We start from the raw sequence: 24,288 nt of genomic DNA, 5'->3' as shown, positions 1-24,288 counted from the left end.
CGGCAGGCCGGGTTCTCCCCCGGCCTGCCGCTTTTTCATGCGCCCTGCTCAATCCGCGCCGTGCAGGAAGTCGATGCCCAGCTTCTGCACCAGCGCTTCTTCGCTGATGGGCTTCATGGCCTGCGGGCCGGCCTGGTTCTGGTGCCAATGGGCCCATGCGCGGCCCGTGGCCGGATCGTGCACCAGCTTGAACAGATGGCTGGGCACGGCCACGCCGGAGTCGCCGATGCGCGATGTGCGCGCCGCCAGATAGGCCGGGCCGGTGAACACATACACGTCGCCGCGTGCGCGCATCACGTACTGGCGCGTGTCCTGCTCGATGCGGTTCCACGGGCCGCTGTTGTGGCCCATGTCCTGCGGCACCATGTTGGCCAGGCTGAAGCTCTGGGCCATCGCGGCTTCGGTGGGCATGTCGGCAGCCGGGGCCATGTGGCCGCGCGCATAGCCCGAGCCGCGGTAGTCCTCCAGCTGCGCCCGCGCGCTGGCCGGCAACCGGGCTTCGGCATAGAAATGGTCGCTGCGCCCCACGGCGCGGGCCGCCTGCAGGCTGGCGCGGTTCAGGCGCTGCGCCACATAGACGGGCGTTCTGGTCTCACTGCTGTAGAGCACCGCAAAGGCGTCGAAGCACAGCGCATGCAACCCCGTCAGGCCCGCCGGCAGCGCGGGCGGCTGGCCGTTGGGAAAGTGCTCGCGGCAGCCGGCGAAATCTGCATCGCCCACAGCCGTGCCGGTGCTGCGTGCCGATGGCCTGGCGCCAGAAGGCCGAGGCCATTGCGCTTGCAACCACGGCCCCAGCTGCGCCGTGAGCTCGCGCCACCATGGCGCATCCACCGCAGCCGGCAGCGAAGCCCACGCGCGCGCAGACGGCCATGAAGGATCACCAAGCGCGCATGTGGCGGCACTGAAGCTGGTGCCTGCAGACAAGAGCAAGGCCCACCAGAAGCCACGTCTGGAAGGCCGGCCTGCTGCGCGATGTTGGAGAGAGGGGGATGGGGCTTTCTTGCGAGCGGAGCGCGACTTCTTCTTGGCAGCAGGCATTCAGGCGGGAACACGGGCGAGCCACAGGGTGGCCGCAGGGCAGGCAGTGACGCAAGCGCGGCAGTATGCCTGCGCGGTGTTTGGCCTGCGCCGAGCCGGGGATCAGGTGCTCGCCCGCTGCAGCAACAGGCCCGCCCAACAGGCCTTTCTGCTTCAATAGAGAAGCATGAATTCATGCATCCAGGGAGGCAACCATGAACGACGAGACCGCAGAGGCCATCTGCCCGAGCATCACCAACCAGGAGTTCGCGAGGCGCGTGCTGCGTCTGCGAGATGTCTGCATCGACAAGATCGGCCGTCGGCTTTTGGGACTGCGGCGCTGGGACGCTGCCGAGCAGGCGCGCGTAACCCTGTGGTTCGGAAAAAGCGATGCCGGGACGCGGGCACATCTGGAGCGCGGCTACATGGCCACCATCCGGGTTCTTGAAGGACTAGGCCCTGAAAACTTCGTCAGGTTCTCGGCCGACAACATGCGCAAGATCGGATGCGTGACCGACAACAGCCAGCGCAGCAGCGACGTTGCGGCGGCCGTGTGCCGGCCCGACACGGCAACGCACACGATCGCCATCAACCTGGGCTTTTGCAGCTTGCGCGAGTCATCGGGCATGACCGACTCGCAGCTTTCCACGCTGCTTCATGAGGTGACGCACTTTGAAGACACCTTCGCGTCGACGGACCTTGCCTACACCATGTGGAGCGCGCTGAGGCTGGCCAAATCCAATTCCGCCGTGGCCTTCAACAATGCCGACAACCTGGTGGGGTACGTGATCCATGAAGGCTAAGCTGTCTGCCGTGGCCACGGCCCTTGTGCTGACGGCGGCGTCCCACACGGCATCGGCCTGCTCCGTCATCGTTCAGTGGCAGGTGCCATTCCAGCCGCAGGGCACGGAGATCAGCACCCAGCACATTGCAGGCCTTGCGCAATGGCTGGGCTCGTTCAATCGCGGCCCGCGGGCGATGGAAGGCGTTCTGGTGGAAGGCTTTGCGCCCGCCGCGGCGCCAGGGGCTAAGCGTCTGGCAGCTCAACGGGCCGCCAGGGTCGGCCGGATGGTGCAGACCTTCACGGGCAACACGCTGCCTGTTGCCATCCATGCCAGCGTTGCGGCCGCCACGGAGCAGGACAGCAACAACGACATGGCGGTCGTTCAACTGGTGCCCGCAGGCTCGCCGCAGCCCTTCGATTGCCCGGCACCGGGCTGAACCCACGGCACCTGCCCCCAGCTACTGCGGCATCAGGCAAGCCGTCACCGCCAGCCCCGGCTGCGCATTGCGCAATGCCAGCCGGCCGCCGTGGGCCTGCGCCACCAGTTGGCACAGGTACAGGCCCAGGCCCACGCCGCCGGCGCTGCGCGCGCGGGCGCTGTCGGGGCGGTAGAAGGGTTCGGCCAGGCGTGCGAGCTGGTCCTCGGGCACGCCGGCGCCGAAGTCGCGCACTTCAATGGCCACGCCGCCTTCGGCCGTGGCCGCGAGCCGCACGGCGGGCGCGCGCGTGCCGCCGCCATGGCGCAGCGCGTTGTCGATCAGGTTGCGCAGCAGCAGGCGCACGCGCGCGCGGTCCAGCGCCAGCGCGGGGGGGGCATTCGATCCGGTGGCGGCCTCCACGGTCAGCAGCTGCGCCAGCGTGGCGTGTGCGCCGCCGCGCGCGGCCAGCTCGTCGGCCACTTCGCGCACCAGCGCGGGCAGGTCGACGGGCTCGCGCTGCAGCGCCACGTGCGGGCTGGCCAGGCGCTCGCTTTCAAGCAGGTCGTTGATCAGCTCGCGCATCTCATTGAGGTCGCGCAGCAGCGCCGTGCGTTCGGCCGCGCCTTCGCCCTGCTCGGGCAGCAGCTCGGCGTTCAGGCGCGCGCGCGTCAGGGGCGAGCGCAGTTCGTGGCTCATGGCCAGCAGCAGCGCGCGCTTGGCGTCGAGCATGGCCTGGATCTCCAGCGCCATGGTGTTGATGCGCTGGGCCAGCTCGCCCAGGTCGTCAGCGCGGCGCACCGGAATGGGCGCCGCGAACTCGCCGCGGCCGAATCGCTCGGCCCCTTCGCGGATGTCGATCAGCGGGCGCAGCAGGCGGTGCACCAGTGCATAGGCCAGCGCCACCATCGCCAGCAGGCCCGCCAGCGTGTACCAGCCGGTGGCATGCGGCACCACGCGCCACAGCCGCGGCGACCAGCCGAAGACCACGCGATGGCCGTCGGCGGCGCGGCGCACGAACCAGGCGTCTTCGCCGTTCTCGTCGACCAGCGCGTGTTCGGGGATGCGGCCGCTGTGCCAGCGGCGATGCCCTTCGTCGATGGAAGACCAGTTGACCTGCGGGCCGCTGATCTGCAGCGTGATGGGCAGGCGCTCGACCATCTGCCGCGCCCGCTCCACGTCGGGCGGCGTGCCCAGCTCGGCCACGAGGCGGTCGGCGTAGTCGACGATCATGGGCCGCGTGGCGTCGGACATGCCGCTGGTGAAGGCGCGCTTGACGCCGCCCATGAAGATGGCCGCGGTGGCCATGGCCAGCAGCATGAACAGCAGCACCAGCCGCACGCGCAGCGACTGGCGCCAGCGCACGCCGCGAAAGGGCGCTCTCATGGCTCTTGCGCCTGCGCAGGCGCCGCGGCCAGCGTGTAGCCGGCGTTGCGCAGCGTCTTGATGCAGTCCAGCGGCTCCAGCTTGCGCCGCAGCCGGCTCACCACGATGTCCACCGCGCGCGTGTACAGATCGGCCTCCTGGCCGCGCAGGCGGTTGAGGATGTCGTCGCGGCTGAACACGGTGCCCGGTTCGCGCGCCAGCATGGCGATCAGCTCGAACTCGGTGCTGGTCAGGCTGATCACTTCGTCATGGCGATGGACCACGCGGCGCGCCAGATCGATGCGCAGGCCGTCGAAGCACAGCAGCGTCTCGGGCGCGGCGGGCGCGCTGCGCACGCGCTGGCGGCGCAGGATGGTCTGCACGCGCGCCACCAGCTCGCGCGGCTCGAAGGGCTTGGGCAGGTAGTCGTCGGCGCCCATCTCCAGGCCCACCACGCGGTCCATCACCTCGCCGCGCGCCGTGAGCATGACGATGGGAATGTCGCCGAAGCCGGGCTGGGCGCGGATCTCGCGGCACAGCGCGAAGCCGTCCATCTCGGGCAGCATGACGTCGAGGATGACCGCGTCGTAGCCGCCGTGGGCAGAGACGGCGGGCGCCGTCGCCTCGCGCAGCCGTGCCAGGCCTTCGCTGGGCCGCTGCGCGCTGTCCAGCGTGCAGTCGAAGCGCGCGAAGTAGCTGGCCAGCGGCGCGGCCAGGTGCTCGTCGTCGTCGATCAGGAGGATGCGGGGCATGGCGACATTCTGCGTCGCGGCGAAGCAGGCCGCGATCACGAGGCCGCAGGGCATGCCGTCATCGCCGCTGCGCAGCCTCGCCGCTCACGCATGCCGGCCCCAGCGCCTGCCGCGCTCCATGAAGGCGCGCACCTTCTGCTGCTGGGCCGCATCGAGGTGGTCGAAGAAGTCGGCCGTGGCGGCGATCACCGCGGGCCCGCCGCTGCGCATGGCCTCCAGCTTCTGTGCGAGCAGGCGCTCGGCGGCCGCCTGGTCCAGCTTGTAGTCTGCAAAGAGTGCGCGGAACTCGGCCCGCGGATCCTGGCCTGCGCGCAGGGCCTGGCGCTGCGCCTGCAGGGCCTGGGCCAGGGCCTGGAGCTTCTGCTTCTGCATGGCGTTCAGGTCCAGCTTGTGGCCCACGCGCTCGACCATGCGCGCCTGCCAGGCGCCGGCGTCTGCACCCTCGGGCATGCGGTCGCGCGAGCCGGCGCAGCCGACCAGGCTGCCCGCCACGGCGATGGCGCCCAGCGCGCCCGCAAGGCTGCGCCGAATCCATGGCTTGTTCATCGAATGACTCCTGAAGTGAGGAATGAGGACCTGGCGCACGCCGGCAGCGGCTGCGGGCGGCGCAAGCCGGGCGTTCAGCGCAGGTTGTTGCTGTTGGCGCGCATGTCGCCCGCGGCCTGCTGCACCTGCGCGTCGACAGGGTTGGGCAGGGTGGAGACGATCTGGCTGTCCACGCGCGAGCTGGCGTGCAGGTTCTGGTCGGGCGCATGCGCGGTGCGCACGGCTTCGGCGCGCACGCTGGCGCGCTCGCGCGGCGCGGCCGGCGGGGCCAGCACCACCGAGCTGGACGAGATGTTCTGGTCGGGCGCATGGGCGGCCGCCACGGCTTCGGCCTGCACGGCTGCGCGGCTCAGGGCCGAGACGGCGGGCGCGCTGTGCGCGTGGTAGTCCTCCGCCTGGGCGGCGGTGCCCAGCAGGGCCAGGGCAGACACAGCGAGAAGGGAAGCGAAACGGGTTTGCATGACAGAGGCCTTTCTTGAACGGGGTGTTGAGGAGCCTCGATGGTGCGCAAGGCCGCCGCCCGTCGGTTTTCAGGCCGGTCTCGTTGTGTTTCGTTTTTTTTCGCCAGCGCCTGCCTGCGATTCGGCCTGCAAGATTTCTCCCGATTCGCGCGCGAGCATGCGCGGCAGCCGAGGCCGGCACCGGCGCGCAGCGTCAGGCACATGCCCTTCACCAACCGTTTCAGCCGCTGCCAATTCCCTGCTACATCGCGCACCACCATCACCGGGTCGGCGCGTGATGCATCCGCAACAACAAGGCCGACGCATGTCCTTGTGGAGAAACCTGAATGAGAAAAGCACTGACGGCCACCATGGCCGCAGCCGCCACGGGCCTGGCATCGGCCCAGTCCTCGGTCCAGCTGTTCGGCGAACTGGATGTGGGCGTGAGCCACCAGCGCAGCACGGCCACCGATCCGCTCACGGGCAACCGGGTGACGTCGAGCCAGACGGCGCTGAACAACTCGGGCAGCCGCGCCAGCCGCATCGGCCTGCGCGGCTCCGAAGACCTGGGCGGCGGGCTCAAGGCCAGCTTCTGGCTGGAGGCGCCGCTGGCCAATGACGACGGCAGCAGCGGCATCGCCAGCTTCAGCCGGCGCTCCACCGTGAGCCTGTCGGGCCGCTACGGCGAGCTGCGCCTGGGCCGGGACGAAACGCCCACCTACCGCAACGACGTGGCCTTCGACCCCTTCGGCCTCAACGGCTCGGGCGCCAGCGTGATCGGCACCGTCAGCGGCGCCAGCGCGCTGGGCAACAGCCAGTACCAGCGCGCGGGCAATTCGGTGGGCTACTTCCTGCCCGGCACGCTGGGCGGCTTCTACGGCCAGGTGCAGTACGCCTTCCCCGAGAACACCCGCACCAGCAGCAGCAGTGATGCGCTCGGCACCGGCACGGCCAGCGACAACAGCGGCCGCTACCTCGGGGCGCGCATGGGCTATGCACGCGGGCCGCTCGACGTGGCGCTTTCGCACGGACGCAGCGTGGCGCAGGAAGACGGCGACACGCGCAGCCGCCGCATCCAGACCACCAACCTCGGCGCGAGCTACGACTTCGGCGCCGTGAAGCTCTTCGGCGCGCTTTCGCAGGTGCGCAACGAACGCGTGTACGCAGCCCTGCGCTCGCGCGACAACTACAACGGCTTCCTGTTCGGCGCCACCGCGCCGGTGGGTGCGGGCCTGCTGCGCGCGGCCTACTCGGCCGTGCGCTACGACGAGGCCGGCGAGTTCGCGGGCCAGGTGCCCAAGGTGCAGAAGCTCTCGCTGGGCTATGAGCACTACCTGTCCAAGCGCACGTCGCTGTACGCCACGGTGGCGCGCGTGGTCAATCGCAACGACAGCGGCTATGGCGGCTCGCTGGTGTCGGACAGCGGCACGGGCTACGGCAGCCTGGCCTATGCCAGCGGCGCGCTGCCGCGCAGCGCCACGGGTTATGACTTCGGCATCCGCCATGCCTTCTAGGAACCTGTTCACGAGCCCCCGCGCTTGAGCCCATCCTGCCGCCGCGGCGGCGGCCCTCCTGCCCTCCTGCCCTCCTCCCTCCCTTCCTCCATGCCACAGACCACTGCCTTCCTGAGCACAGACCCCGACGCTGCGGCCACGCCGTCGGACCTTCAAGCACGCAGCCTGCGCGGCTGGGCCCGCAGGCTGCGGGCCTGGCTGCCCGGCCACACGCCCTACGAGCCCTTCACCGCACCCACGCCGCACAGGCCCGTTGCGGCGGCCCAGCGGCTGCGCTGCGACTTCTGGCCCCTGGTCGCGCAGGCGGCCCAGGCGCTGCAGCCGCAGCAGCGGCTGTGCGAGCTGCACGGCACGCCGCCCGCCACCCCGCTGGTGGTGCGCGGCGCGGCCTCGGACCTGCAAGCCCTGCTGGCCCACCTCTCGGTGCTGTCTCGGCATGTGCTGGGCGCCACGCTGCCGCGCGCCACGGTGCGCATGGAAGCCGGCCACGCCGTGCTGCACTGGGGCGAGCACGCACCCGCCGAACAGGGCCTGCAGCTGGCACGCCTGTTCTCGCGGCTTTCGGCAACGGCAGTGGCGCCCACGCCGGCTGAAGCCGCGCTGCACCACAGCGTGCACGGCGCGCAGCGCATCGCCCAGGCCTGCGGCGGAAGGCTGTACCCCTCGGCTTCGCCGCTGGCGCTGATGCGCCTGACCGCGCGCCTGCCGCTGGCGACGCAGGAGGCTGGCGCATGAAGCTGCCCCGGCGCTTGACGCAACTGGCCAGCGCCGCAGGCGTCGCGGCGGCGCTGGGCCTGAGCGGCTGGATGGCCTGCGGCAGCAGGCCGGCACCGCAGTCCACCGCGTTCACGCTGGCGCCGATCATGGCCACCATCAGCCACGGCGACGGCCGCCCGCCGCGCTCGCTGCCCTACGGCCAGGCGCACGCGCATTCCTACGCGCCTGCGCACGCGCTCCGGCGCCCGCCCACGGTGGTCGCCACCGCGGCGCCGCTGCGGTGAGCGCCCTTCGCTGGCCACGCCGGGCGCGCCATCCAGGGCGGGGCCATGGCCGAGAATCGCAGGCCATGGCCGCCTTTCCGATGCTGCGACTGACGCTCACGCGCAAGCTGTTCCTGGCATTGGCCACGCTGCTGGCCGTGCTGCTGCTGACCTTCGCGGCCTTTTCCATCCTCGGCCTGCAGCGCGGGCTGGGCGCCTACGTGGCCGAGATCGAACTCAGCCGCATGGACTGGCTGGTGCAGCGCCTGGTGCGCCACCATGCCGCGCAGGGCGGCTGGGACCGGCTTCGCACCGAGCCCTCGCTGTGGCCGCGCCTGCTGCGCGGCAATGACAGCGTGGACGGCGATGGGGCCGTGCCGGCCGACCCGCGCCTGCCGCCCTGGTATTCGCCCGGCGGCGATGCGCCACCCGGCGGCCGGCCCGACCCGCGCCCCCTGCTCTACGGCCCGCCGCCTTTTGGCGGCGGCCCTGACGTCTTCGGCGGCGCGCCGCCGCCGCGCATGCCCGAAGGCATGCTGCTGCACCGGCTGGCGGTGTTCGACGCCCACGACACGCAGGTGGCCGGCGCGCGCATCGACCTGGAAAAGGCCGCGCGCGTGCCGCTGAAGCTGCAGGGCCGGCGCATCGGCTCGCTGGCGCTGGCGCCCATCGAGTCGCTGGAAAGCGAAGCCGACCGCGCCTTCCTCGCGCGCCAGCGCGGCCTGGTGGCGGTGGCCGCGCTGGGGGGCCTGCTGCTGGCGCTGGGCCTGTCCTGGTGGATGGCACGGCGCTGGCTCACGCCCATCGACGAGCTGGCCCATGCCGCGCAGCGCATCGCGCGCGGCCAGCTGCAGACACGCGTGGCGGCGCAGGGCTCGGACGAGCTGGCCGCGCTGGGCCGCACCTTCAACCACATGGCCGAGCGGCTGGACCGCATCGAGGCCTCGCGCCGCGCCTGGCTGGCCGATGTGTCGCACGAGCTGCGCACGCCGCTGGCGGCCATGCGTGCCGAGATCGAGGCGCTGCAGGACGGCGTGCGCAGCTTCGACGACCGCACGGCGCTGCGCCTGCACCGCCAGATCATGCGGCTGGGCCAACTGGTGGACGACCTGCGCAGCAGCATGCAGGAAGGCGATGCCGCGGCGCATGAGCGCGCGAGCGTGTACCCGCTGTCGGTGCTGCGCGAGGCCGTGGCCGCCATGCAGGACCGCTTCGCGCAGGCCGGGCTGACGCTGGAGCTGCTCGGCATGGACGCAGCGCCGGGCACGCGTCCCCCGCCGGTGCTGGAGGGCGACAGCCGGCGCCTGCACCAGGCCTTCATGAACCTGCTGGAAAACACGCTGCGCTACACCCACGCCGGCGGGCGGCTGCGCATCGAGGCCCATGTGGAAGGCAGCATCGGCAGCGCGCAGCGCCTGGTGCTGGACTTCGACGACAGCGCGCCCGGCGTGGCACCCGACGAGCTGCCGCGGCTGTTCGAGCGCCTGTTCCGCGGCGAGTCCTCGCGCAACCGCGACTCGGGCGGCTCGGGCCTGGGCCTGTCCATCTGCCGCGCCATCGTAGAAGCCCACGGCGGCGTCATCGACGCGGCCGACTCGCCGCTCGGCGGGCTGCGCATCCGCCTGACCCTTCCCCTGAAATGAACCCACCCCCCACGCTCCCCCGCTTCGCGAGGTCCGCTGCCCCCCGAGGGGGTGCCTCAGTGCCTTCGGGCGGCCGGGCGGCCGGGCGCCACTGAAATGAACAACACCACCCCCTCCTGCGCGACGCCCGCGCCGGCCCATGTGCTGATCGTCGAGGACGAGCACGACATCGCCTCGGTCCTGAGCGACTACCTGCGCCATGCGGGCTACAGCACCGAGCATGTGGCCGACGGCGCCAGCGCGCTGGCGCGCATCCAGGCCGCGCCGCCCGACCTCACGCTGCTGGACATCATGCTGCCGCAGATGGACGGCCTTGCCGTGCTGCGCGAAGCGCGCCTGCACACGCGCAAGCCCATCCTGATGCTCACGGCGCGCATCGAGGAAGTGGACCGCCTGCTGGGCCTGGACCTGGGCGCGGACGACTACATCTGCAAGCCTTTCTCGCCGCGCGAGGTGGTGGCCCGCGTGCGCGCGGTGCTGCGGCGCAGCCAGGGTGGCGCAGACGCGCAAGCCGGCGCATCGGCCCTGCAGTTGGACGAAACCCGCTGGCAGGCCACGCTGCGCGGCACCGGGCTGGCTCTGACGCGGCGCGAGTTCCGGCTGCTGCAGGTGCTGGCGCGCGCGCCGGGGCGCATCTTCTCGCGCGCGCAGCTGCTGGACATGGCCTACGAGGACACGCTGGACGTGACCGAGCGCGCCGTGGACAGCCATGTGAAGAACCTGCGCCGCAAGCTGGCGGCGGTGGACCCGGCGCACGAATGGATCCGCTCGGTCTACGGCGTGGGCTTCAGCTTCGAGGAAGCGCCGGCCGGCTGAGCCCGCGAGACGCGGGGCGCCTCCCGCACCCCTCCCATATGCCTCCAAGATGCAGGCGCACAGTGGCCCCTTTCCACTGCCGTGCCTTGCATTGCCATGACCCCTCGTACCCTGGCCGCCCTGGGCCTGATGCTCAGCAGCGCCCTGGGCGGCTGCATCATGCTGCCTCCCCCGCCGCACGCGCCGCACCCCGCGCGCGCACCGCATGCCGCTGCGATGCCTTCCTGCGCAGACCCCGAGCTGCCGCCTGGCGCGCACCCCGCCGGCCCGCCTCATCGCCCCGGCGAGGGCGATGAGGCTGCGCGCCGCGAGGGCGAGTGCGACGGGCCCGCCGCAGCGGACTTCCGCTTTCAGAAGGAGCGGGTGTTCTTCAGGGGCCCGTCCGACGGGCCGCGCTGAGGCGCTGGACGCGCGGGCTCAGTGGCCCAGCAGCTCCGAGGGCTCGTCGCTGTCGAGCACCTGCTGCGCCCAGGGCGCGAGCTTGCCGGTGTCGGCCCTCAGCACTTCCTGCTTCACGGCCAGGATCTGCGAGGGGTGCATGGAGAAGCTGCGCAGGCCCAGCCCCAGCAGCAGGCGCGTGAACTGCACGTCGCCCGCCATCTCGCCGCACACGCTCACGCCCTTGCCCTGGCGCCGGCATTCGGCAATGGTGTCGGCCACCAGCCGCAGCACGGCCGGGTGGCAGGGGTCGTACAGGTGCGAGACGGCCTCGTCGGCGCGGTCGATGGCCAGCGTGTACTGGATCAGGTCGTTGGTGCCGATGGACAGGAAGTCGAAGTGCTTCAGGAACACGCGCAGCATCATGGCCGCGGCCGGGATCTCGATCATCGCGCCGAGCTTGACCTCGCCCTGCGGCACGCCCTGGGCGCGCAGTTCCTCGCGCGCATGCTCGATGAGCGCCAGCGTCTGGCGGATCTCGCGCGCATGCGCGAGCATCGGGATCAGCAGATGCACGGGGCCATGCGCCGCCGCGCGCAGGATGGCCCGCAGCTGCACCAGGAACATGGCCGGCTCCGACAGGCTCCAGCGGATGGCGCGCAGGCCCAGGGCCGGGTTCAGGTATTCCTGCTTGCTGGCCTTGCCGTCCAGCGGCTTGTCGGCGCCGATGTCGATGGTGCGGATGGTCACGGGCATGCCGCGCATGCCTTCCACGGCGCGGCGGTAGGCCTCGTACTGTTCGTCCTCGTCGGGCAGGCGCGTCAGGCTGCGGGCCTCGCGGCCCATGAACAGGAACTCGCTGCGGAACAGCCCCACGCCCACGGCACCGGCCTTGACGGCCGCGGTGCTGTCCTCGGGCATCTCGATGTTGGCCAGCAGCTCCACGGCCTCGCCGTCGAGCGTGACGGCGGGCTTGTGGCGCAGGCGCCAGAGGCGCTCGCGCTCCAGCTCGCCCTGGCGCTGCTTGAAGCCGTACTCGGCCAGGATGATGGGCGAGGGATCGACGATCACCACGCCGGCCTCGCCGTCGATGATGATCCAGTCGTCCTGGCGCACCAGCTGGCTGGCGCTGCGCGCGCCCACCACGGCCGGGATGTCCATGCTGCGCGCCACGATGGCCGTGTGCGAGGTCTTGCCGCCCACGTCGGTGACGAAGCCGGCGAACACGCTCTTCTTGAACTGGAGCATGTCGGCCGGAGAAAGGTCGTGCGCCACCAGCACCAGCGGCACGTCGAAGTCGCCCTCGCCGGCCTCACCCTCGTCGCTGTCGGTGCGCGCGCGGCGCGGCGGCGGCGGCGGCGCCAGCACGGCGGCGGTGCCCTTCATCTGCCGCAGCAGGCGCTCGACCACCTGTTCGAGGTCGGCCTTGCGCTCGCGCAGGTAGTCGTCCTCCATCTCGTCGAACTGGCGGGCCACGATCTCGAGCTGGGTCGTGAGCGCCCATTCGGCGTTGTACAGGCGCTCGCTGATCCAGTGCTTGACGCCTTCGGTCAGCGCGTCGTCCTGCAGCAGCATCTGATGCACTTCGAGCAGCGCCGCCAGTTCGTGTGGCGCGTCCTCGCGCTTCATCTGCGCCACGCTGGCCTGCAGGCGCTGCAGTTCCTGGGCCACCGCATCGCGCGCCGTGCGCAGCCGCCCGATCTCGGCTTCGACCTCGCTGGCCTGGATGAAGTAGTGCGCCACGTCCACGCGGCTGGACACCACCAGCACCGCACGCCCGATGGCCACGCCACGGGCGACTGCGAGGCCGTGCAGCGAAACGGTCATTCGACGCCGCCGGGCCGCCCCAAGGCGGCGAACGCCCCCTCGGGGGGCAGCGAATCTCGCGAAGCGGAGAGCGTGGGGGTCATATCACTCGCCTTCTCCGAACTTGTCGTTCATGAGCGCGACCAAGGCATCCATCGCCTGCTGCTCCTGCGCACCTTCGGTTTCCAGCTCCACCGTGACGCCCAGGCCGGCGGCCAGCATCATCACACCCATGATGCTCTTGGCGTTGACGCGACGCTCGCCGCGCGAGATCCAGACCTCGCACGGAAAGCTGCCGGCCAGCTTGGTCAGCTTGGCCGAGGCACGCGCATGAAGACCCAGCTTATTGCTGATGGTCACGGATGTCTTGATCACTGAAGGCTCTCCTCACCTGGTTCTGGGGCGCTGCCACCGCCACCTGCATCACGCCGGCCGTGCCGCCCGCGATGGCCCGCTGCACCTGCGCGTCCAGCGGCTCGTGGCGGTAGGTCACGGCGCGCAGCAGCATGGGCAGGTTCACGCCCGCCACCAGCCGCGTGCGCGCGCCGTCCACCAGCTGCTGGGCCACGTTGCAGGGCGTGGCGCCGAAGAGATCGGTGAGCATCAGCACCTGCGAGCGCGGCGCGCGGCCCAGGTGCTGGGCCAGGATGATGCGTGCCGAGCCCATGGTCTCTTCGGGCGAGACATTGGGCTGCACATCCAGCGCGCCGATCCAGGGCTCGACGTCTGGAAAGACATGCAGCGCGCACTGCCGCAAGGCATGGGCCAGGGGCGCGTGGGCGACGATGAAGATGCTGTTCATGCGGCAGGGGCGAAGGCGCCGTCATCATACGTGGCGCCCCGGGCGATCAGGGCTTCGCACGTCAAGGCGCAAGGGCCTCGATGCGCACCGTGTCGTGCTCAAGGCGGGCAAAGGGATGCGCGATGCTCAGGCGCGCCTGGCCGGTGGCGGCACTCAGTTGGGCAATGCCGCGTTCGGTGACGAAGACCAGGTCGCCATTGGCCGCCCTGACCACGTTGGACAGGGGCTGGAATTCGCTCGCCAGCGCGTGCCTGGCCTGCAGCTGCCCCTTGGCGTCGAGCACGAAGAGCTGCGTGGTGGGCTGCGTGGCGGCGCCCGGGCTGCCCGGCGCGGCCTCGGTGTAGCCCACGATGCCCGAAGCGTCGGCCGACCATTGCGCGATGCGGCCCTCGGGCGCGTAGGTCCAGCGCTCCTGGCCGTTGTCGGTGTCCAGCGCGATGAGGGCGTCGCGGCGCTCGTCGTCCTGGCGCACGGCCACCACCCATTGGGCCTTGCCCAGCAAGGCCGTGCTGTTGACGGCGCTGTTCACCAGGCGCGGGAAGCGTTCGGACTGGTAGGTCCAGCGCAGCACTTCGGGCCGGCCCGTGAAAGAGTTGTTCGGGTCGCCGATGTCGCCTTCGCCCGGCACGTTGGCGTCTGCATCCAGCGGCAGCGCGTAGAAGCGCCCGCGCTCGTCGCCCAGGTACAGGGCCTTGCCATCGCACTGCATCTGCGCGTACAGCGGCGCCTCGAAGGCGGCCTGCTCGTGCAGGCCGTAGCTGGTGGCCGAGCCTTGCGCGCTGTATTTGCTCAGGTAGATGGCGGAATTGACGAAGACATGCCCGCGGCAGGCCACGGGCGCGAACAGGTTGTAGGGCGTCTGGACGCCATCGCTGCCCGCCAGCGCGCCATCGCTGCGCTGCAAGACCTGCAGGCGTGGCTGCGCATGCTGCGGCGGGCCCGCGGTGGCGATGTAGACGAAGTCGCCCGCCAGCAGCGGCTGCGACATGTAGTACGGGCGGCCCTGCGGATCGATGAGGGTTTCGCCGTCACCGTCCATCACCGCGTCGGCGGCCCCGTCGCCCATGTTGGCGTACTGGGTCCAGCGGATGTCGCCGGTGGCGGCGTCGAAGGCCACGAGCTTGCCGCTTTCAAAGGGCAGGTACAGGGTGCCAGCCGCCTGCGCGAAGGCGTTGCGGTTGCCTTCGGCGTCCTGCCTGGAGCGATGGGCCCAGCGCAGGGTCGCCGGCTCCAGGTCGAAGCGCAGCAGCTGGCCGGCGGTGCTCACGGCCACGCTGCGCACCTGGGCCGGTGCGGCGGCCACGGCGGCGGGCTGCTCCTGGCAGCCCGTCAGGGCCGCGGCCCATGCGGCCAGGGTGAGGCAGGAAATCAATGCTCTGAACATGCGTGCGAAGGCTCCTCGGATGTTGTTGGGGTGTGGTGCCACGGCACCGGCCAGGCTCAGCGCTGCATCAGGCCGCCAAAGAAGGTGTCGGCCGCGCCGGCCTCTGAAGGCTGGCCCAGCACCGTGGCCTGGTAGAGCGTGACGCGGCCCTGCGCATCGGCATGGGCGAACCAGCGCATGCGCGCCTGCGGCCTGGCCGGCTCGCCGGGCGGCAGGAGCAGCCAGTGCTGCGGCGCGGGCGTGCTGCTCATGTGGGGCATGGCCACGGCCGAAGCCTGGACGATGGCCTTGTCCCATTGCGCGCGGGTGGCCGCCTGCCACAGCTGCAGGCGGGCAGGCGCCTCGTCGGCCGCGAGGCCCGGCCAGGCCGCCACGGCGAAGGTGGCGTCGCCGGCCATGCAGCCGGCCATGCTCAGGGTGGCTTGCAGGCCCTCGGGCGCGATGGGCAGTTCGCGTTGCGCGCGATCGGGCTTGCACGGCAGCAGGGCCTTGAGCTGTGCATCCACCGGCACCTCGCGCCAGTTGAAGACCGGGCTGCAGGCCGCGCACAGCGCCAGAACGGGCGCCGCCAGCAGCCAGCGCCCGTGGCCGATGCGCGCTGCGGCGAGCGCCCGCAGTGAAGATATCCAAGAAGAAGCCATGGGTTGGACTCAGGCGTTGCGACTGGCGCGAAGCGCGGCCATGGGTCGGAACTAAACTGCGCCCCACCCTCTCTAGCCAGTCACCATGAAGAAAGTCCTCTATGTTGCCGCATTCGTGGCCGCGCTGGCCGTGGGTGCGGGCGTGGTGCTGAGCACCGGCGCTTCTGCCGCGCCTGCGTCGACCTTCGTGCTGCTGGACGGCAGCCGAAAGAGCACCGAGGACCTCAAGGGCCGGGTGACGCTGGTGAACTTCTGGGCCACCAGCTGCGTGACCTGCGTGGCCGAGATGCCGCAGATCGCCGCCACGCACGAGAAGTACAAGGCGCAGGGCTACAACACGCTGGCGGTGGCCATGAGCTACGACCCGCCCAGTTACGTGGTGAACTTCGCCGAAAGCCGCAAGCTGCCCTTCGAAGTGGCCATCGACAACACCGGCGCCGTGGCCCAGGCCTGGGGCGATGTGAAGCTCACGCCCACCACCTACCTGGTCAACAAGCGCGGCGAAATCGTCAAGCGCTACGTGGGCGAGCCCGACTTCGCCGAGCTGCACAAACTGATCGAGAAGCTGCTGGCCGAGGCTTGAGCAGCGCCCGTCGCAACGCGCGCCTGCGCTCCCCGTGCCAGCCTGATCCTGGCCTGGGGGGTGCTAATTCCGATACATGTCGTGGCAGGCCTTGCAGGAAGCGCCTGCCCCGCCAACAGCGGCCTTGATCGCATCCAGGTTGCCGGTCTTGGCGGCGGCGGCCACCTTGGCCACCTCGCCTTCGGCGCGGCTGGCAGCGGCCATGAACTTGTCCTGTTCCTTCCAGATCGCCGGCGAGGCCTTGCCGCCCTCGGTGCCGGGGCCGAAGCCTGCCCAGGGCAGCTTGATCAGCTCGGCGGCGCGGGCCGACGCGGTTTCGGCCACCTTGGCGTCGAAGTCCTCGCGTCCGCTGGCCATGTCGGCCACCTTCTTGAAGTTCTGCTGCATCTCCTTGAGCGTCGCCTGGCGGAACTTGATCGCCTCCTGCGGCGTGGCAAAGCTCTGCTGCGCCTGGGCACCAGCGGCCAGCATGGCCAGCGCGCCGATGGCCAGCGCACGGAAGAACATCGAATGAGACATGGGGCTTTCCTGTTGTTCGTGGGTGGGCCCGGGGCGGGGTCCCCGACGGCGCCCGCAGTTTAGAAGCGGCGCAGGACGCCCATGCAAAGGCCCTGCGGGCGCACGGATTCCCGGCCCCGGCGCGAGCTTTGATAATCTGCGGCCCTGCTCCGCTTTGCCCGGCGCCCGCCGGGCCGCCTTCATGTCCACCCACGCGATGTCCTCTTCCCCGGCCGGGCAACAACAGCGCCTGCGCGTCTGGGATCTGCCCACCCGCCTGTTCCACTGGAGCCTGGCGGGCAGCGTCATCGCGCTGATCGTCACGGCCAAGACCGGCGCCATGGACTGGCATTTCCGGCTCGGCTACTTTGTGCTGGCGCTGCTGATGTTCCGCGTGCTGTGGGGCTTCGTGGGCGGGCGCTGGTCGCGCTTTTCGGCTTTCATCTATTCACCGGCCTCGCTGCTGGCGCACCTGCGCGGGCGCGCCGCGCCGCTGCATGGCATCGGCCATTCGCCGCTGGGGGCGCTGTCGGTGTTCGCACTGCTGGCGGCGCTGGTGGTGCAGGTGCTGTCGGGCCTGATGTCCGATGACGCCATCAGCTTCACGGGGCCGCTGGCCACCGTGGTGCCCGGCGCATGGTCCAGCCTGGCCACCGACTGGCACAAGGACGCCGGCCAGTGGGTGGTGATCGCACTTCTGGTGCTGCATGTGGCGGCCTTGCTGGTCTATGTGCTGTTCAAGCGCCAGACGCTGGTGTGGCCCATGCTCCATGGCGACAAGACCGTGCCGTCGCAACTGCAGGCGCCGATGAGCCGCGACGACGCGCGCACGCGCCTGCTGGCACTGGTGCTGTTCGGCCTGTGCGCGGCCGCGGCGCGCTGGCTTGCGTCCTTGCAGGGTTGAAGAAGCCATGAACGCGCCCTCTTCTTCTGCTTCCGCGCCCATGTCCTCTTGTTCTTCTTCAGCGGCTGCGGTCGATCCGCCGACCTGCCTGCACGTGGCCGATCCGCAGCAGGACCTTGCGGCGGTGCGCCGCATCTTTGTGGAGTACGCCGGCACCCTGGGCGTGGACCTGGCCTTCCAGGACTTCGAGGGTGAACTGGCAGCGCTGCCAGGCGACTATGCCTCGCCGCGCGGCACGCTGCTGCTGGCGCTGGTGGGCGCAGAACCCAGCCCGGGCAGCGACGACGCCGTGCAGCTACCCGATGGCCGCTGGGCCGAAGTGGCGGGCTGCTGCGCGCTGCGCCCCCTGGACGCGGTGGACCACGTGAATGCGGCAGAGATGAAGCGCCTGTACGTGCGGCCCGCCTTCCGCGGCTTGCGGCTGGGCCGCCAGCTTGCCGAAGCGGTGCTCGATTCGGCGCGGCAGGCGGGCTATTCGTGCGTGCTGCTGGACACGCTCAACGAGATGGAAGCGGCGCGCGCCCTGTACGAAGACCTGGGCTTCAGGGAAGTGCCACCCTACTATCACAACCCGGTGGCGGGCTCGCACTACCTCAAGGCCGATCTGGACTGAGACCGTGCTCACGTCTCAGGCGTGCAGCGCGCGGGATGCACCCTGCGGATGCATCCGGCGCTTCAGGGCATCAGCCCTTGGCCTGGGCCAGCAGCGTGGCCGCGTCGCTGACTTCGAACTTGCCGGGGCCTTCGACGTTGAGCGTGGCCACCTTGCCGTCCTTGACCAGCATCGAATAGCGGTTGCTGCGCACGCCCATGCCCTTGGCCGTCAGGTCCAGCGTCAGGCCGGCGGCCTTGGCGAAATCGGCACTGCCATCGGCCAGCAGGCGCACCTTGCCGACCGACTTCTGCGCGCGCGCCCAGGCGCCCATGACGAAGGCGTCGTTCACGCTCAGGCACCAGATCTCATCGACACCTGCGGCACGCAGCGCGTCGTACTGTTCCACATAGCCGGGCACATGCTTGGCCGAGCAGGTGGGCGTGAAGGCGCCGGGCAGCGCGAACAGCGCAATGGTCTTGCCCGCACTGGCCTTGGCCACATCGACGGCATTGGGACCGATGCTGCAGCCTTCGCCTTCCACATCCGAGTACTCGTACAGCGTCGTTGCGGGCAGGGTGTCGCCGACCTTGATCATGTTGGGTTCCTTGAGGGTGGGAGCTGAAAAAAGAAAACGGCCCACATTGTGGGCCGTCTTTGCATTGCCTATTACCAGAAGGGAAAGGCAGAGGGGAAAGCGCAGTGATTAGACCGCTGCTGCCTTCTCGACCAGACGCGTGGCGATCCAGTTCTTGGACTTGGAGATCGGGCGCGACTCGGTGATCTCGATCAGATCGCCCAGGTGGTATTCACCTTGCTCGTCGTGCGCGTGGTACTTGCTCGACTTGATCATGATCTTGTCGTAGATCGGGTGCTTCACCCGACGCTCGACCAGCACCGTCACGGTCTTTTCGCGCTTGTCGCTGACGACCTTGCCGATCAGGGTGCGCTTGAGGGATTTTTGAACGTCCGTCATGTTCACTCCTTACTGGGCCGCGTTCTTTTGCGCCAGGATGGTCTTGGCGCGCGCGATGTCGCGACGCACCACACCGATGCTGGCGTTGTTGGTCAGCTGTTGCGTAGCCTTTTGCATGCGCAGGTTGAAATGGGCCTTCTGCAGGTCCTTGATTTCAGCTTGCAGGCCAGCCACATCCTTTTCGCGCAGCGCGGCGGCCTTGGAGACCTTCGCGGTTTGCTTGCTTTTCGTTGCCATGAGAGTTCTCTCCTCGATCAGGCGCCGAGCTGGCGTGCGACGAAGGTCGTACGCAGGGGCAGCTTGGCGGCAGCCAGGCGGAACGCTTCACGAGCGAGTTCTTCGGGCACGCCGACGATCTCGTAAATGACCTTGCCCGGCTGGATCTCGGCCACGTAGTACTCGGGGTTGCCCTTGCCGTTACCCATCCGGACTTCGGCGGGCTTGGTCGAGATCGGCTTGTCCGGGAACACGCGGATCCAGATACGGCCACCGCGCTTGACGTGGCGCGAGATGGCACGGCGGGCGGCTTCGATCTGGCGCGCCGTCAGGCGACCACGATCCACCGACTTCAGACCGAAATCACCGAAGGCAACCGAGTTGCCCCGGGTTGCGACGCCGGTGTTGCGGCCTTTCTGTTCCTTGCGGAACTTTCTGCGTGCAGGTTGCAGCATTTGTTTTCTCCGTTACTCGAAGGCCGGTATTACTCGGCCTTGGCGCCGTCCGCTGCTGCAGCGGGCGCGGCTTTGCGGACGCGCTTAACGGCGGGCTTGCTGGGGTCCACTGCGTCGGCAGGCTTGTCGCTGCCATCGGCCGGGGCGGCATTGCTGCCGAAACCACGGCCGCCGCCGCGCGGGCCACCACGGCGGTCATTGCCACCGGGACGGCCATCGCGACGCGGGCCACGCGGACCGCGGCGCTCTTCACCTTCCGGACGCGGGGTGCTGTCCAGCGAAGGCGCATCGCTGCGGCCCAGGGTGTCGCCCTTGTAGACCCACACCTTCACGCCGATCACACCGTAGGTGGTCTTGGCTTCGGAGGTGCCGTAGTCGATGTCGGCGCGCAGGGTGTGCAAGGGCACACGGCCTTCGCGGTACCACTCGGTACGGGCGATTTCGATGCCGTTCAGACGGCCGGCGGACATGATCTTGATGCCCTGGGCGCCCAGACGCATCGCGTTCTGCATCGCGCGCTTCATGGCGCGGCGGAACATGATGCGCTTCTCGAGCTGCTGGGTGATCGAGTCGGCGATCAGCTGAGCATCGACTTCGGGCTTGCGCACTTCTTCGATGTTCACGGCAACGGGCACGCCCAGTTGCTTGCCGAGTTCCTTCTTCAGGTTCTCGATGTCCTCGCCCTTCTTGCCGATCACCACGCCCGGACGTGCCGAGTAGATGGTGATGCGGGCGTTCTTGGCGGGGCGCTCGATCAGGACGCGCGACACCGAAGCGTTCTTCAGCTTCTTCTTCAGGTACTCGCGCACCTTGATGTCTTCGGCCAGCATGCCCGCGAAGTCACGGTCACTGGCGTACCAACGGCTGGACCAGTTACGGCTGACCGCAAGGCGGAAGCCGGTTGGGTGGATTTTCTGTCCCATGTTTCTTCCAGACCTTAGTTGCCGACCGTCACGTACACATGGCACGTGGGCTTGCTGATGCGGTTGCCGCGGCCCTTGGCGCGCGCGGTGAAACGCTTGAGCGTGGCACCTTGCTCGACATAGATGGTCTTGACGCGGAGTTCGTCGATGTCCGCGCCGTCGTTGTGCTCGGCATTGGCGATGGCCGACTCGAGCACCTTCTTGACGATCACGGCTGCCTTCTTCTGGGTGAATTCCAGAATGTTGAGCGCCTGGTCCACCTTCTTGCCGCGGATCAGGTCCGCGACGAGGCGGCCCTTGTCCACCGACAGGCGAACGCCGCGGAGCACTGCACGTGTTTCAGACATGTTTTGGGCTCCTTACTTCTTGGCTTTCTTGTCCGCCGGGTGACCCTTGAAGGTACGGGTCAGTGCGAACTCGCCCAGCTTGTGGCCGACCATCTGGTCGGTCACATACACGGGCACGTGTTGCTTGCCGTTGTGGACGGCGATGGTCAGGCCGATGAACTCGGGCAGCACCATCGAGCGGCGCGACCAGGTCTTGATCGGCTTCTTGTCCTTGGTCGCGACGGCCTTTTCGACCTTGGCAACCAGATGATGGTCGACGAAAGGACCCTTTTTGAGAGAGCGAGTCATGGCTGTCCCTTACTTCTTGCGACGCGACACGATGAAGACCTGCGTGCGCTTGTTGTTGCGGGTGCGATAACCCTTCGTCAGGTTGCCCCATGGGTCAACCGGATGACGGCCTTCGCCAGTCTTGCCCTCACCACCACCATGCGGGTGGTCCACCGGGTTCATGACCACGCCGCGAACGGTCGGGCGAATGCCGCGATGGCGCGTGGCACCGGCCTTGCCGTACTGGCGCAGGCTGTGCTCTTCGTTGGCCACTTCACCGATGGTGGCGCGGCACTCGATGTGGATGCGGCGCACTTCGCCCGAGCGCATGCGCACCTGGGCGTACACGCCTTCACGGGCCAGCAGCGTCGCCGAGGCACCGGCCGAACGCGCGACCTGCGCACCCTTGCCGGGCTGCAGTTCGATCGCGTGGATGGTCGAACCCACGGGGATGTTGCGGATCGGCAGCGTGTTGCCAGCGCGGATCGGGGCTTCCGAGCCGCTCAGCAGCGTTGCGCCGGCTTCCACGCCACGCGGGGCGATGATGTAGCGGCGCTCGCCGTCGGCGTAGCACACCAGCGCGATGTGAGCGGAACGGTTGGGGTCGTACTCGATGCGTTCGACCTTGGCCGGGATGCCGTCCTTGTTGCGCTTGAAGTCCACCACGCGGTAGTGGTGCTTGTGACCGCCGCCCTTGTGACGGGTGGTGATGTGGCCGTTGTTGTTGCGGCCGGCCTTCTGGAACTGGGGTTCCAGCAGCGGCGCGTAACCTTCACCCTTGTGCAGGTGATCGCGCGAGATCTTGACGGTACCGCGCTGACCCGGGGTGGTCGGCTTGAGCTTGATGACGGCCATGATTACGCGGCCTCCGAAACGAGGTTGAGCTCCTGACCGGGCTTGAGCGTCACGTAGGCCTTGCGCACGTTGTCACGGCGGCCCACCGAGCGGCCGAAGCGCTTGGTCTTGCCCTTGATGTTGGCGACGGACACGCCCTTGACCTCGACCTTGAACAGCAGCTCGACGGCGGCCTTGATCTCGGGCTTGGTGGCGTCCTGCAGCACCTTGAAAGTCACGGCATTCGACTTCTCGCCGACCATGGTGGCCTTTTCGGACACGATGGGAGCGACCAGCACGTTCAACAGACGGCCTTCATCGAATTGACGCTGAGCGGGGGTGGGGTTCACGCGGCTCATGCGAACATCTCCTTGAGCTTGTCGACGGCACCCTTGGTCACCAGCACCTTCTTGTAGTGCACCAGCGACAGCGGATCTGCATAACGCGGCTCCACAACCAGCACGTTGACCAGGTTGCGCGAGGCGAGGTACAGGTTCTCGTCGACTTCTTCGGCGATCACGAGCACGGACTCGAGATTCATCGCCTTGAACTTGGCAGCCAGGGCCTTGGTCTTGGGCGAATCGACCTTCAGCGAATCAACCACGGCCAGGCGGCCTTCGCGCACCAGCTGCGAGAAGATGGACGCCATGCCGGCGCGGTACATCTTCTTGTTGATCTTCTGGGTGAAGTTTTCGTCCGGCATGTTCGGGAAGATCCGACCGCCCCCACGCCACAGCGGCGAGGACGTCATACCGGCACGGGCGCGGCCCGTTCCCTTTTGCTTGAACGGCTTCTTGGTCGAGTGCTTGACCTGCTCGCGGTCCTTCTGGGCACGGGTGCCCTGGCGCGCGTTGGCCTGGTAGGCAACGACGATCTGATGGATCAGGTCTTCGTTGTAGGCACGACCGAACACGGTCTCGGGCGCGTCGTACTTCGACGCAGCCTGGCCCTGTTCATTCAGGAGTTCGAGTTCCATTACTTCGCTCCTTCGGCCGCTTGCGGCTTGGCCTTGACGGCGGGACGCACGGTGACAAAGCCACCCTTCGAACCCGGAATCGCGCCCTTGATCAGCAGCAGCTGGCGAGCTTCGTCCACGCGAACCACGTCGAGGTTCTGGGTGGTGACGGTTTCGTCGCCCATGTGGCCGGTCATCTTCTTGCCCGGGAACACGCGGCCCGGATCCTGCGCCATCGAGATGGAGCCAGGAACATTGTGCGAACGGCTGTTACCGTGCGACGCACGTTGCGAGCTGAAGTTGTGGCGCTTGATCGTGCCGGCGAAGCCCTTGCCGATCGAGGTGCCCTGCACGTCGACCTTCTGGCCGGCGGCGAACACGCCCTGAGCGGCGATCACGGCACCCGCTTGATGCTGGGCGGCCGTTTCGGCGGTCACGCGGAATTCACGGATGATTTCGCCGGCTTCGACGCCAGCCTTGGCCAGATGGCCGGCTTGCGGCTTGGTCACGCGAGAGGCCTTGCGTGCACCAAACGTCACCTGCAGGGCGACGTAGCCGTCGACCTCTTGGGTCTTGACCTGGGTCACGCGGTTGTTGGACACGTCCACCACCGTGACGGGCACTGCGTCCCCGTCGTCGGTGAAGAGGCGCATCATGCCCACCTTGCGGCCCAGCAACCCGAGGGAGTTGCTTTGACTCATGTTGTTTCTCCAAAACTCTCGCCGCTGCCACTTCAATTGGCGACAGCGTTCGGATTCGCGGCCTGCGCCGTGATGAATCCAGCGAGAGAAGGTTGATAAGGACCCTGCCAACTGCGCCCACCCGCCCTGGGCAAACCATAGGCAAACGTCCGCAAAAAGAGCAGAGCCCGCGATTCTACTGCGGTGCCAACTTTTTGTGCAAGCCCCATCGGCATCGCAGGCGGTCATGGTGCCCACCCCACACACAAAAAAAGCCCGGCCGCGCAAGCAACCGGGCTTTCTATGGGCCGTGAAGGCCGCGCCGCAATTACTGCAGCTTGATCTCGACGTCCACGCCGGCCGGCAGGTCCAGCTTCATCAGCGCGTCCACGGTCTTGTCGGTGGGATCGACGATGTCCATCAGACGCTGGTGCGTGCGGATCTCGAACTGGTCGCGCGAAGTCTTGTTGACGTGCGGCGAACGCAGGATGTCGAAACGCTTCATGCGCGTGGGCAGGGGCACGGGGCCCTTGACGATGGCGCCGGTGCGCTTGGCGGTGTCCACGATCTCGGCGGCCGACTGGTCGATGAGCTTGTAGTCAAACGCCTTCAGGCGGATGCGGATCTTTTGCTTGTTGGCCATGTTGCTGCCCACCCTTATTCGAGGACCTTGGCCACCACGCCGGCGCCCACGGTGCGACCGCCTTCGCGGATGGCGAAGCGCAGGCCTTCTTCCATGGCAATCGGGGCGATCAGCTTGACGGTGATCGACAC

General features: G+C 68.8%; 35 protein-coding genes. 11 read left to right on the top strand and 24 right to left on the bottom strand.

Annotated features, from left to right (window positions below; all coding sequences use genetic code 11):
* Positions 1–48: 48 nt before the first annotated feature.
* The gene (locus PGB34_RS20865) at positions 49–720 is read right to left on the bottom strand and encodes a DNA/RNA non-specific endonuclease (RefSeq protein ID WP_333909040.1); all 672 of its coding nucleotides are present in this window, start codon (positions 718–720) and stop codon (positions 49–51) included.
* A 512-nt stretch (positions 721–1,232) separates the two neighbouring features.
* On the opposite strand from PGB34_RS20865, the gene PGB34_RS20860 reads away from it, so the two are divergent.
* Positions 1,233–1,820 (top strand): M35 family metallo-endopeptidase, encoded by a 588-nt coding sequence (locus PGB34_RS20860; RefSeq protein ID WP_271430036.1) that lies wholly within the window; start codon positions 1,233–1,235, stop codon positions 1,818–1,820.
* Between the two features lie 10 nt (positions 1,821–1,830).
* Positions 1,831–2,238 (top strand): hypothetical protein, encoded by a 408-nt coding sequence (locus PGB34_RS20855; protein WP_271430035.1) that lies wholly within the window; start codon positions 1,831–1,833, stop codon positions 2,236–2,238.
* Between the two features lie 21 nt (positions 2,239–2,259).
* On the opposite strand, the gene PGB34_RS20850 is transcribed toward PGB34_RS20855, so the two are convergent.
* The 4 genes from PGB34_RS20850 to PGB34_RS20835 all read right to left on the bottom strand — a co-directional run bounded on the left by PGB34_RS20850 (position 2,260) and on the right by PGB34_RS20835 (position 5,311).
* A complete protein-coding gene (locus tag PGB34_RS20850; protein ID WP_271430034.1) occupies positions 2,260–3,603 on the bottom strand; it encodes a HAMP domain-containing sensor histidine kinase in 1,344 nt (447 codons plus the stop codon).
* On the bottom strand, positions 3,600–4,334 hold the full coding sequence (locus tag PGB34_RS20845) for a response regulator transcription factor (protein ID WP_271430033.1): 735 nt from the start codon (positions 4,332–4,334) through the stop codon (positions 3,600–3,602). Before PGB34_RS20845 ends, PGB34_RS20850 begins: the two co-directional genes overlap by 4 nt.
* 84 nt (positions 4,335–4,418) lie before the next feature.
* Complete coding sequence (locus tag PGB34_RS20840) at positions 4,419–4,880, bottom strand: Spy/CpxP family protein refolding chaperone (protein ID WP_271430032.1); 462 nt, start codon at positions 4,878–4,880, stop codon at positions 4,419–4,421.
* A gap of 74 nt (positions 4,881–4,954) precedes the next feature.
* Complete coding sequence (locus PGB34_RS20835; protein ID WP_271430031.1) at positions 4,955–5,311, bottom strand: DUF4148 domain-containing protein; 357 nt, start codon at positions 5,309–5,311, stop codon at positions 4,955–4,957.
* A 356-nt stretch (positions 5,312–5,667) separates the two neighbouring features.
* Here PGB34_RS20835 and PGB34_RS20830 point away from each other — a divergent pair, with 356 nt between their 5' ends.
* The 6 genes from PGB34_RS20830 to PGB34_RS20805 all read left to right on the top strand — a co-directional run bounded on the left by PGB34_RS20830 (position 5,668) and on the right by PGB34_RS20805 (position 10,672).
* The gene (locus PGB34_RS20830; protein WP_271430030.1) at positions 5,668–6,834 is read left to right on the top strand and encodes a porin; all 1,167 of its coding nucleotides are present in this window, start codon (positions 5,668–5,670) and stop codon (positions 6,832–6,834) included.
* Positions 6,835–6,924: 90 nt separating this feature from the next.
* Positions 6,925–7,569 carry a hypothetical protein gene (locus PGB34_RS20825; RefSeq protein ID WP_271430029.1) on the top strand — a complete coding sequence of 215 codons (645 nt, stop codon included), beginning with the start codon at positions 6,925–6,927 and terminating at the stop codon, positions 7,567–7,569.
* Positions 7,566–7,835 carry a hypothetical protein gene (locus PGB34_RS20820; protein WP_271430028.1) on the top strand — a complete coding sequence of 90 codons (270 nt, stop codon included), beginning with the start codon at positions 7,566–7,568 and terminating at the stop codon, positions 7,833–7,835. The genes PGB34_RS20825 and PGB34_RS20820 overlap by 4 nt, the downstream gene beginning before the upstream one ends.
* A gap of 65 nt (positions 7,836–7,900) precedes the next feature.
* Positions 7,901–9,457 (top strand): ATP-binding protein, encoded by a 1,557-nt coding sequence (locus tag PGB34_RS20815; RefSeq protein WP_408647934.1) that lies wholly within the window; start codon positions 7,901–7,903, stop codon positions 9,455–9,457.
* Positions 9,458–9,553: 96 nt separating this feature from the next.
* Complete coding sequence (locus tag PGB34_RS20810) at positions 9,554–10,273, top strand: response regulator (protein ID WP_271430027.1); 720 nt, start codon at positions 9,554–9,556, stop codon at positions 10,271–10,273.
* Positions 10,274–10,369: 96 nt separating this feature from the next.
* Positions 10,370–10,672, top strand: coding sequence for a hypothetical protein (locus PGB34_RS20805; RefSeq protein WP_271430026.1), 303 nt, complete (start codon positions 10,370–10,372; stop codon positions 10,670–10,672).
* Between the two features lie 18 nt (positions 10,673–10,690).
* Here PGB34_RS20805 and ptsP read toward each other — a convergent pair whose 3' ends face one another.
* The 5 genes from ptsP to PGB34_RS20780 form a co-directional block, all read right to left on the bottom strand.
* Positions 10,691–12,478, bottom strand: coding sequence for a phosphoenolpyruvate--protein phosphotransferase (ptsP, locus tag PGB34_RS20800; protein ID WP_271430025.1), 1,788 nt, complete (start codon positions 12,476–12,478; stop codon positions 10,691–10,693).
* Positions 12,479–12,562: 84 nt separating this feature from the next.
* On the bottom strand, positions 12,563–12,832 hold the full coding sequence (locus PGB34_RS20795) for an HPr family phosphocarrier protein (RefSeq protein WP_271430024.1): 270 nt from the start codon (positions 12,830–12,832) through the stop codon (positions 12,563–12,565).
* The gene (locus tag PGB34_RS20790) at positions 12,801–13,259 is read right to left on the bottom strand and encodes a PTS sugar transporter subunit IIA (protein ID WP_271430023.1); all 459 of its coding nucleotides are present in this window, start codon (positions 13,257–13,259) and stop codon (positions 12,801–12,803) included. The genes PGB34_RS20795 and PGB34_RS20790 overlap by 32 nt, the downstream gene beginning before the upstream one ends.
* A gap of 61 nt (positions 13,260–13,320) precedes the next feature.
* Positions 13,321–14,643 (bottom strand): outer membrane protein assembly factor BamB family protein, encoded by a 1,323-nt coding sequence (locus PGB34_RS20785; RefSeq protein ID WP_271430022.1) that lies wholly within the window; start codon positions 14,641–14,643, stop codon positions 13,321–13,323.
* Between the two features lie 56 nt (positions 14,644–14,699).
* Entirely contained in the window at positions 14,700–15,284 is a 585-nt protein-coding gene (locus tag PGB34_RS20780) for a hypothetical protein (RefSeq protein WP_271430021.1), read from the bottom strand.
* A gap of 85 nt (positions 15,285–15,369) precedes the next feature.
* Here PGB34_RS20780 and PGB34_RS20775 point away from each other — a divergent pair, with 85 nt between their 5' ends.
* On the top strand, positions 15,370–15,867 hold the full coding sequence (locus PGB34_RS20775; protein ID WP_271430020.1) for a TlpA family protein disulfide reductase: 498 nt from the start codon (positions 15,370–15,372) through the stop codon (positions 15,865–15,867).
* 63 nt (positions 15,868–15,930) lie between these two features.
* Here PGB34_RS20775 and PGB34_RS20770 read toward each other — a convergent pair whose 3' ends face one another.
* The gene (locus PGB34_RS20770) at positions 15,931–16,386 is read right to left on the bottom strand and encodes a c-type cytochrome (RefSeq protein ID WP_271430019.1); all 456 of its coding nucleotides are present in this window, start codon (positions 16,384–16,386) and stop codon (positions 15,931–15,933) included.
* A gap of 181 nt (positions 16,387–16,567) precedes the next feature.
* Between PGB34_RS20770 and PGB34_RS20765 the strand changes: the two genes are divergently transcribed.
* Both PGB34_RS20765 and PGB34_RS20760 read left to right on the top strand, forming a co-directional pair.
* Entirely contained in the window at positions 16,568–17,269 is a 702-nt protein-coding gene (locus PGB34_RS20765) for a cytochrome b/b6 domain-containing protein (RefSeq protein WP_271430018.1), read from the top strand.
* Positions 17,270–17,309: 40 nt separating this feature from the next.
* Positions 17,310–17,882 (top strand): GNAT family N-acetyltransferase, encoded by a 573-nt coding sequence (locus PGB34_RS20760; protein WP_271430017.1) that lies wholly within the window; start codon positions 17,310–17,312, stop codon positions 17,880–17,882.
* 70 nt (positions 17,883–17,952) lie between these two features.
* Here the strand turns inward: PGB34_RS20760 and PGB34_RS20755 are convergent, their stop codons facing one another.
* The 13 genes from PGB34_RS20755 to PGB34_RS20695 form a co-directional block, all read right to left on the bottom strand.
* Positions 17,953–18,459: a peroxiredoxin gene (locus PGB34_RS20755; protein WP_271430016.1), complete on the bottom strand. Its 507-nt coding sequence runs from the start codon at positions 18,457–18,459 to the stop codon at positions 17,953–17,955.
* A 108-nt stretch (positions 18,460–18,567) separates the two neighbouring features.
* Positions 18,568–18,837, bottom strand: a complete 270-nt coding sequence (gene rpsQ / locus PGB34_RS20750; protein ID WP_271430015.1) for a 30S ribosomal protein S17 — start codon at positions 18,835–18,837, stop codon at positions 18,568–18,570.
* A gap of 9 nt (positions 18,838–18,846) precedes the next feature.
* On the bottom strand, positions 18,847–19,074 hold the full coding sequence (gene rpmC / locus PGB34_RS20745; RefSeq protein WP_271430014.1) for a 50S ribosomal protein L29: 228 nt from the start codon (positions 19,072–19,074) through the stop codon (positions 18,847–18,849).
* A gap of 17 nt (positions 19,075–19,091) precedes the next feature.
* A complete protein-coding gene (gene rplP / locus PGB34_RS20740; protein WP_017758384.1) occupies positions 19,092–19,508 on the bottom strand; it encodes a 50S ribosomal protein L16 in 417 nt (138 codons plus the stop codon).
* Between the two features lie 29 nt (positions 19,509–19,537).
* Positions 19,538–20,431: a 30S ribosomal protein S3 gene (gene rpsC / locus PGB34_RS20735; RefSeq protein ID WP_271430013.1), complete on the bottom strand. Its 894-nt coding sequence runs from the start codon at positions 20,429–20,431 to the stop codon at positions 19,538–19,540.
* A 14-nt stretch (positions 20,432–20,445) separates the two neighbouring features.
* The gene (gene rplV / locus PGB34_RS20730) at positions 20,446–20,778 is read right to left on the bottom strand and encodes a 50S ribosomal protein L22 (RefSeq protein WP_017758382.1); all 333 of its coding nucleotides are present in this window, start codon (positions 20,776–20,778) and stop codon (positions 20,446–20,448) included.
* A 12-nt stretch (positions 20,779–20,790) separates the two neighbouring features.
* A complete protein-coding gene (gene rpsS / locus PGB34_RS20725; RefSeq protein WP_271430012.1) occupies positions 20,791–21,066 on the bottom strand; it encodes a 30S ribosomal protein S19 in 276 nt (91 codons plus the stop codon).
* A gap of 9 nt (positions 21,067–21,075) precedes the next feature.
* The gene (gene rplB, locus PGB34_RS20720; protein ID WP_271430011.1) at positions 21,076–21,900 is read right to left on the bottom strand and encodes a 50S ribosomal protein L2; all 825 of its coding nucleotides are present in this window, start codon (positions 21,898–21,900) and stop codon (positions 21,076–21,078) included.
* 2 nt (positions 21,901–21,902) lie between these two features.
* Positions 21,903–22,238, bottom strand: a complete 336-nt coding sequence (gene rplW, locus PGB34_RS20715; RefSeq protein WP_271430010.1) for a 50S ribosomal protein L23 — start codon at positions 22,236–22,238, stop codon at positions 21,903–21,905.
* Positions 22,235–22,855 carry a 50S ribosomal protein L4 gene (gene rplD, locus PGB34_RS20710; RefSeq protein ID WP_271430009.1) on the bottom strand — a complete coding sequence of 207 codons (621 nt, stop codon included), beginning with the start codon at positions 22,853–22,855 and terminating at the stop codon, positions 22,235–22,237. The genes rplW and rplD overlap by 4 nt, the downstream gene beginning before the upstream one ends.
* The gene (gene rplC / locus PGB34_RS20705; protein WP_271430008.1) at positions 22,855–23,535 is read right to left on the bottom strand and encodes a 50S ribosomal protein L3; all 681 of its coding nucleotides are present in this window, start codon (positions 23,533–23,535) and stop codon (positions 22,855–22,857) included. The genes rplD and rplC overlap by 1 nt, the downstream gene beginning before the upstream one ends.
* 307 nt (positions 23,536–23,842) lie before the next feature.
* Positions 23,843–24,157 carry a 30S ribosomal protein S10 gene (gene rpsJ / locus PGB34_RS20700; protein WP_210542423.1) on the bottom strand — a complete coding sequence of 105 codons (315 nt, stop codon included), beginning with the start codon at positions 24,155–24,157 and terminating at the stop codon, positions 23,843–23,845.
* A gap of 14 nt (positions 24,158–24,171) precedes the next feature.
* Positions 24,172–24,288: EF-Tu C-terminal domain-related protein (locus PGB34_RS20695; protein ID WP_456300866.1), on the bottom strand; the 117-nt coding region annotated here is incomplete at its 5' end.

Origin of the sequence: Xenophilus arseniciresistens (genome assembly GCF_028023875.1) — a bacterium.
Classification (GTDB): Bacteria; Pseudomonadota; Gammaproteobacteria; order Burkholderiales; family Burkholderiaceae_C; genus Xenophilus; species Xenophilus arseniciresistens.
This window is presented reverse-complemented; position numbering and strand designations above follow the sequence as displayed.

Bases quoted from the DNA above. Each gene is read 5' to 3' on its own strand.
- PGB34_RS20860 (WP_271430036.1), top strand. From the start codon at position 1,233: ATGAACGACGAGACCGCAGAGGCCATCTGCCCGAGCATCACCAACCAG.
- PGB34_RS20850 (WP_271430034.1), bottom strand. From the start codon at position 3,603: ATGAGAGCGCCCTTTCGCGGCGTGCGCTGGCGCCAGTCGCTGCGCGTG.
- PGB34_RS20845 (WP_271430033.1), bottom strand. From the start codon at position 4,334: ATGCCCCGCATCCTCCTGATCGACGACGACGAGCACCTGGCCGCGCCG.
- PGB34_RS20840 (WP_271430032.1), bottom strand. From the start codon at position 4,880: ATGAACAAGCCATGGATTCGGCGCAGCCTTGCGGGCGCGCTGGGCGCC.
- PGB34_RS20830 (WP_271430030.1), top strand. From the start codon at position 5,668: ATGAGAAAAGCACTGACGGCCACCATGGCCGCAGCCGCCACGGGCCTG.
- PGB34_RS20825 (WP_271430029.1), top strand. From the start codon at position 6,925: ATGCCACAGACCACTGCCTTCCTGAGCACAGACCCCGACGCTGCGGCC.
- PGB34_RS20820 (WP_271430028.1), top strand. From the start codon at position 7,566: ATGAAGCTGCCCCGGCGCTTGACGCAACTGGCCAGCGCCGCAGGCGTC.
- PGB34_RS20815 (WP_408647934.1), top strand. From the start codon at position 7,901: ATGGCCGCCTTTCCGATGCTGCGACTGACGCTCACGCGCAAGCTGTTC.
- PGB34_RS20810 (WP_271430027.1), top strand. From the start codon at position 9,554: ATGAACAACACCACCCCCTCCTGCGCGACGCCCGCGCCGGCCCATGTG.
- PGB34_RS20805 (WP_271430026.1), top strand. From the start codon at position 10,370: ATGACCCCTCGTACCCTGGCCGCCCTGGGCCTGATGCTCAGCAGCGCC.
- ptsP (WP_271430025.1), bottom strand. From the start codon at position 12,478: ATGACCGTTTCGCTGCACGGCCTCGCAGTCGCCCGTGGCGTGGCCATC.
- PGB34_RS20790 (WP_271430023.1), bottom strand. From the start codon at position 13,259: ATGAACAGCATCTTCATCGTCGCCCACGCGCCCCTGGCCCATGCCTTG.
- PGB34_RS20785 (WP_271430022.1), bottom strand. From the start codon at position 14,643: ATGTTCAGAGCATTGATTTCCTGCCTCACCCTGGCCGCATGGGCCGCG.
- PGB34_RS20780 (WP_271430021.1), bottom strand. From the start codon at position 15,284: ATGGCTTCTTCTTGGATATCTTCACTGCGGGCGCTCGCCGCAGCGCGC.
- PGB34_RS20775 (WP_271430020.1), top strand. From the start codon at position 15,370: ATGAAGAAAGTCCTCTATGTTGCCGCATTCGTGGCCGCGCTGGCCGTG.
- PGB34_RS20770 (WP_271430019.1), bottom strand. From the start codon at position 16,386: ATGTCTCATTCGATGTTCTTCCGTGCGCTGGCCATCGGCGCGCTGGCC.
- PGB34_RS20765 (WP_271430018.1), top strand. From the start codon at position 16,568: ATGTCCACCCACGCGATGTCCTCTTCCCCGGCCGGGCAACAACAGCGC.
- PGB34_RS20760 (WP_271430017.1), top strand. From the start codon at position 17,310: ATGTCCTCTTGTTCTTCTTCAGCGGCTGCGGTCGATCCGCCGACCTGC.
- PGB34_RS20755 (WP_271430016.1), bottom strand. From the start codon at position 18,459: ATGATCAAGGTCGGCGACACCCTGCCCGCAACGACGCTGTACGAGTAC.
- rpsQ (WP_271430015.1), bottom strand. From the start codon at position 18,837: ATGACGGACGTTCAAAAATCCCTCAAGCGCACCCTGATCGGCAAGGTC.
- rpmC (WP_271430014.1), bottom strand. From the start codon at position 19,074: ATGGCAACGAAAAGCAAGCAAACCGCGAAGGTCTCCAAGGCCGCCGCG.
- rplP (WP_017758384.1), bottom strand. From the start codon at position 19,508: ATGCTGCAACCTGCACGCAGAAAGTTCCGCAAGGAACAGAAAGGCCGC.
- rpsC (WP_271430013.1), bottom strand. From the start codon at position 20,431: ATGGGACAGAAAATCCACCCAACCGGCTTCCGCCTTGCGGTCAGCCGT.
- rplV (WP_017758382.1), bottom strand. From the start codon at position 20,778: ATGTCTGAAACACGTGCAGTGCTCCGCGGCGTTCGCCTGTCGGTGGAC.
- rpsS (WP_271430012.1), bottom strand. From the start codon at position 21,066: ATGACTCGCTCTCTCAAAAAGGGTCCTTTCGTCGACCATCATCTGGTT.
- rplB (WP_271430011.1), bottom strand. From the start codon at position 21,900: ATGGCCGTCATCAAGCTCAAGCCGACCACCCCGGGTCAGCGCGGTACC.
- rplW (WP_271430010.1), bottom strand. From the start codon at position 22,238: ATGAGCCGCGTGAACCCCACCCCCGCTCAGCGTCAATTCGATGAAGGC.
- rplD (WP_271430009.1), bottom strand. From the start codon at position 22,855: ATGGAACTCGAACTCCTGAATGAACAGGGCCAGGCTGCGTCGAAGTAC.
- rplC (WP_271430008.1), bottom strand. From the start codon at position 23,535: ATGAGTCAAAGCAACTCCCTCGGGTTGCTGGGCCGCAAGGTGGGCATG.
- rpsJ (WP_210542423.1), bottom strand. From the start codon at position 24,157: ATGGCCAACAAGCAAAAGATCCGCATCCGCCTGAAGGCGTTTGACTAC.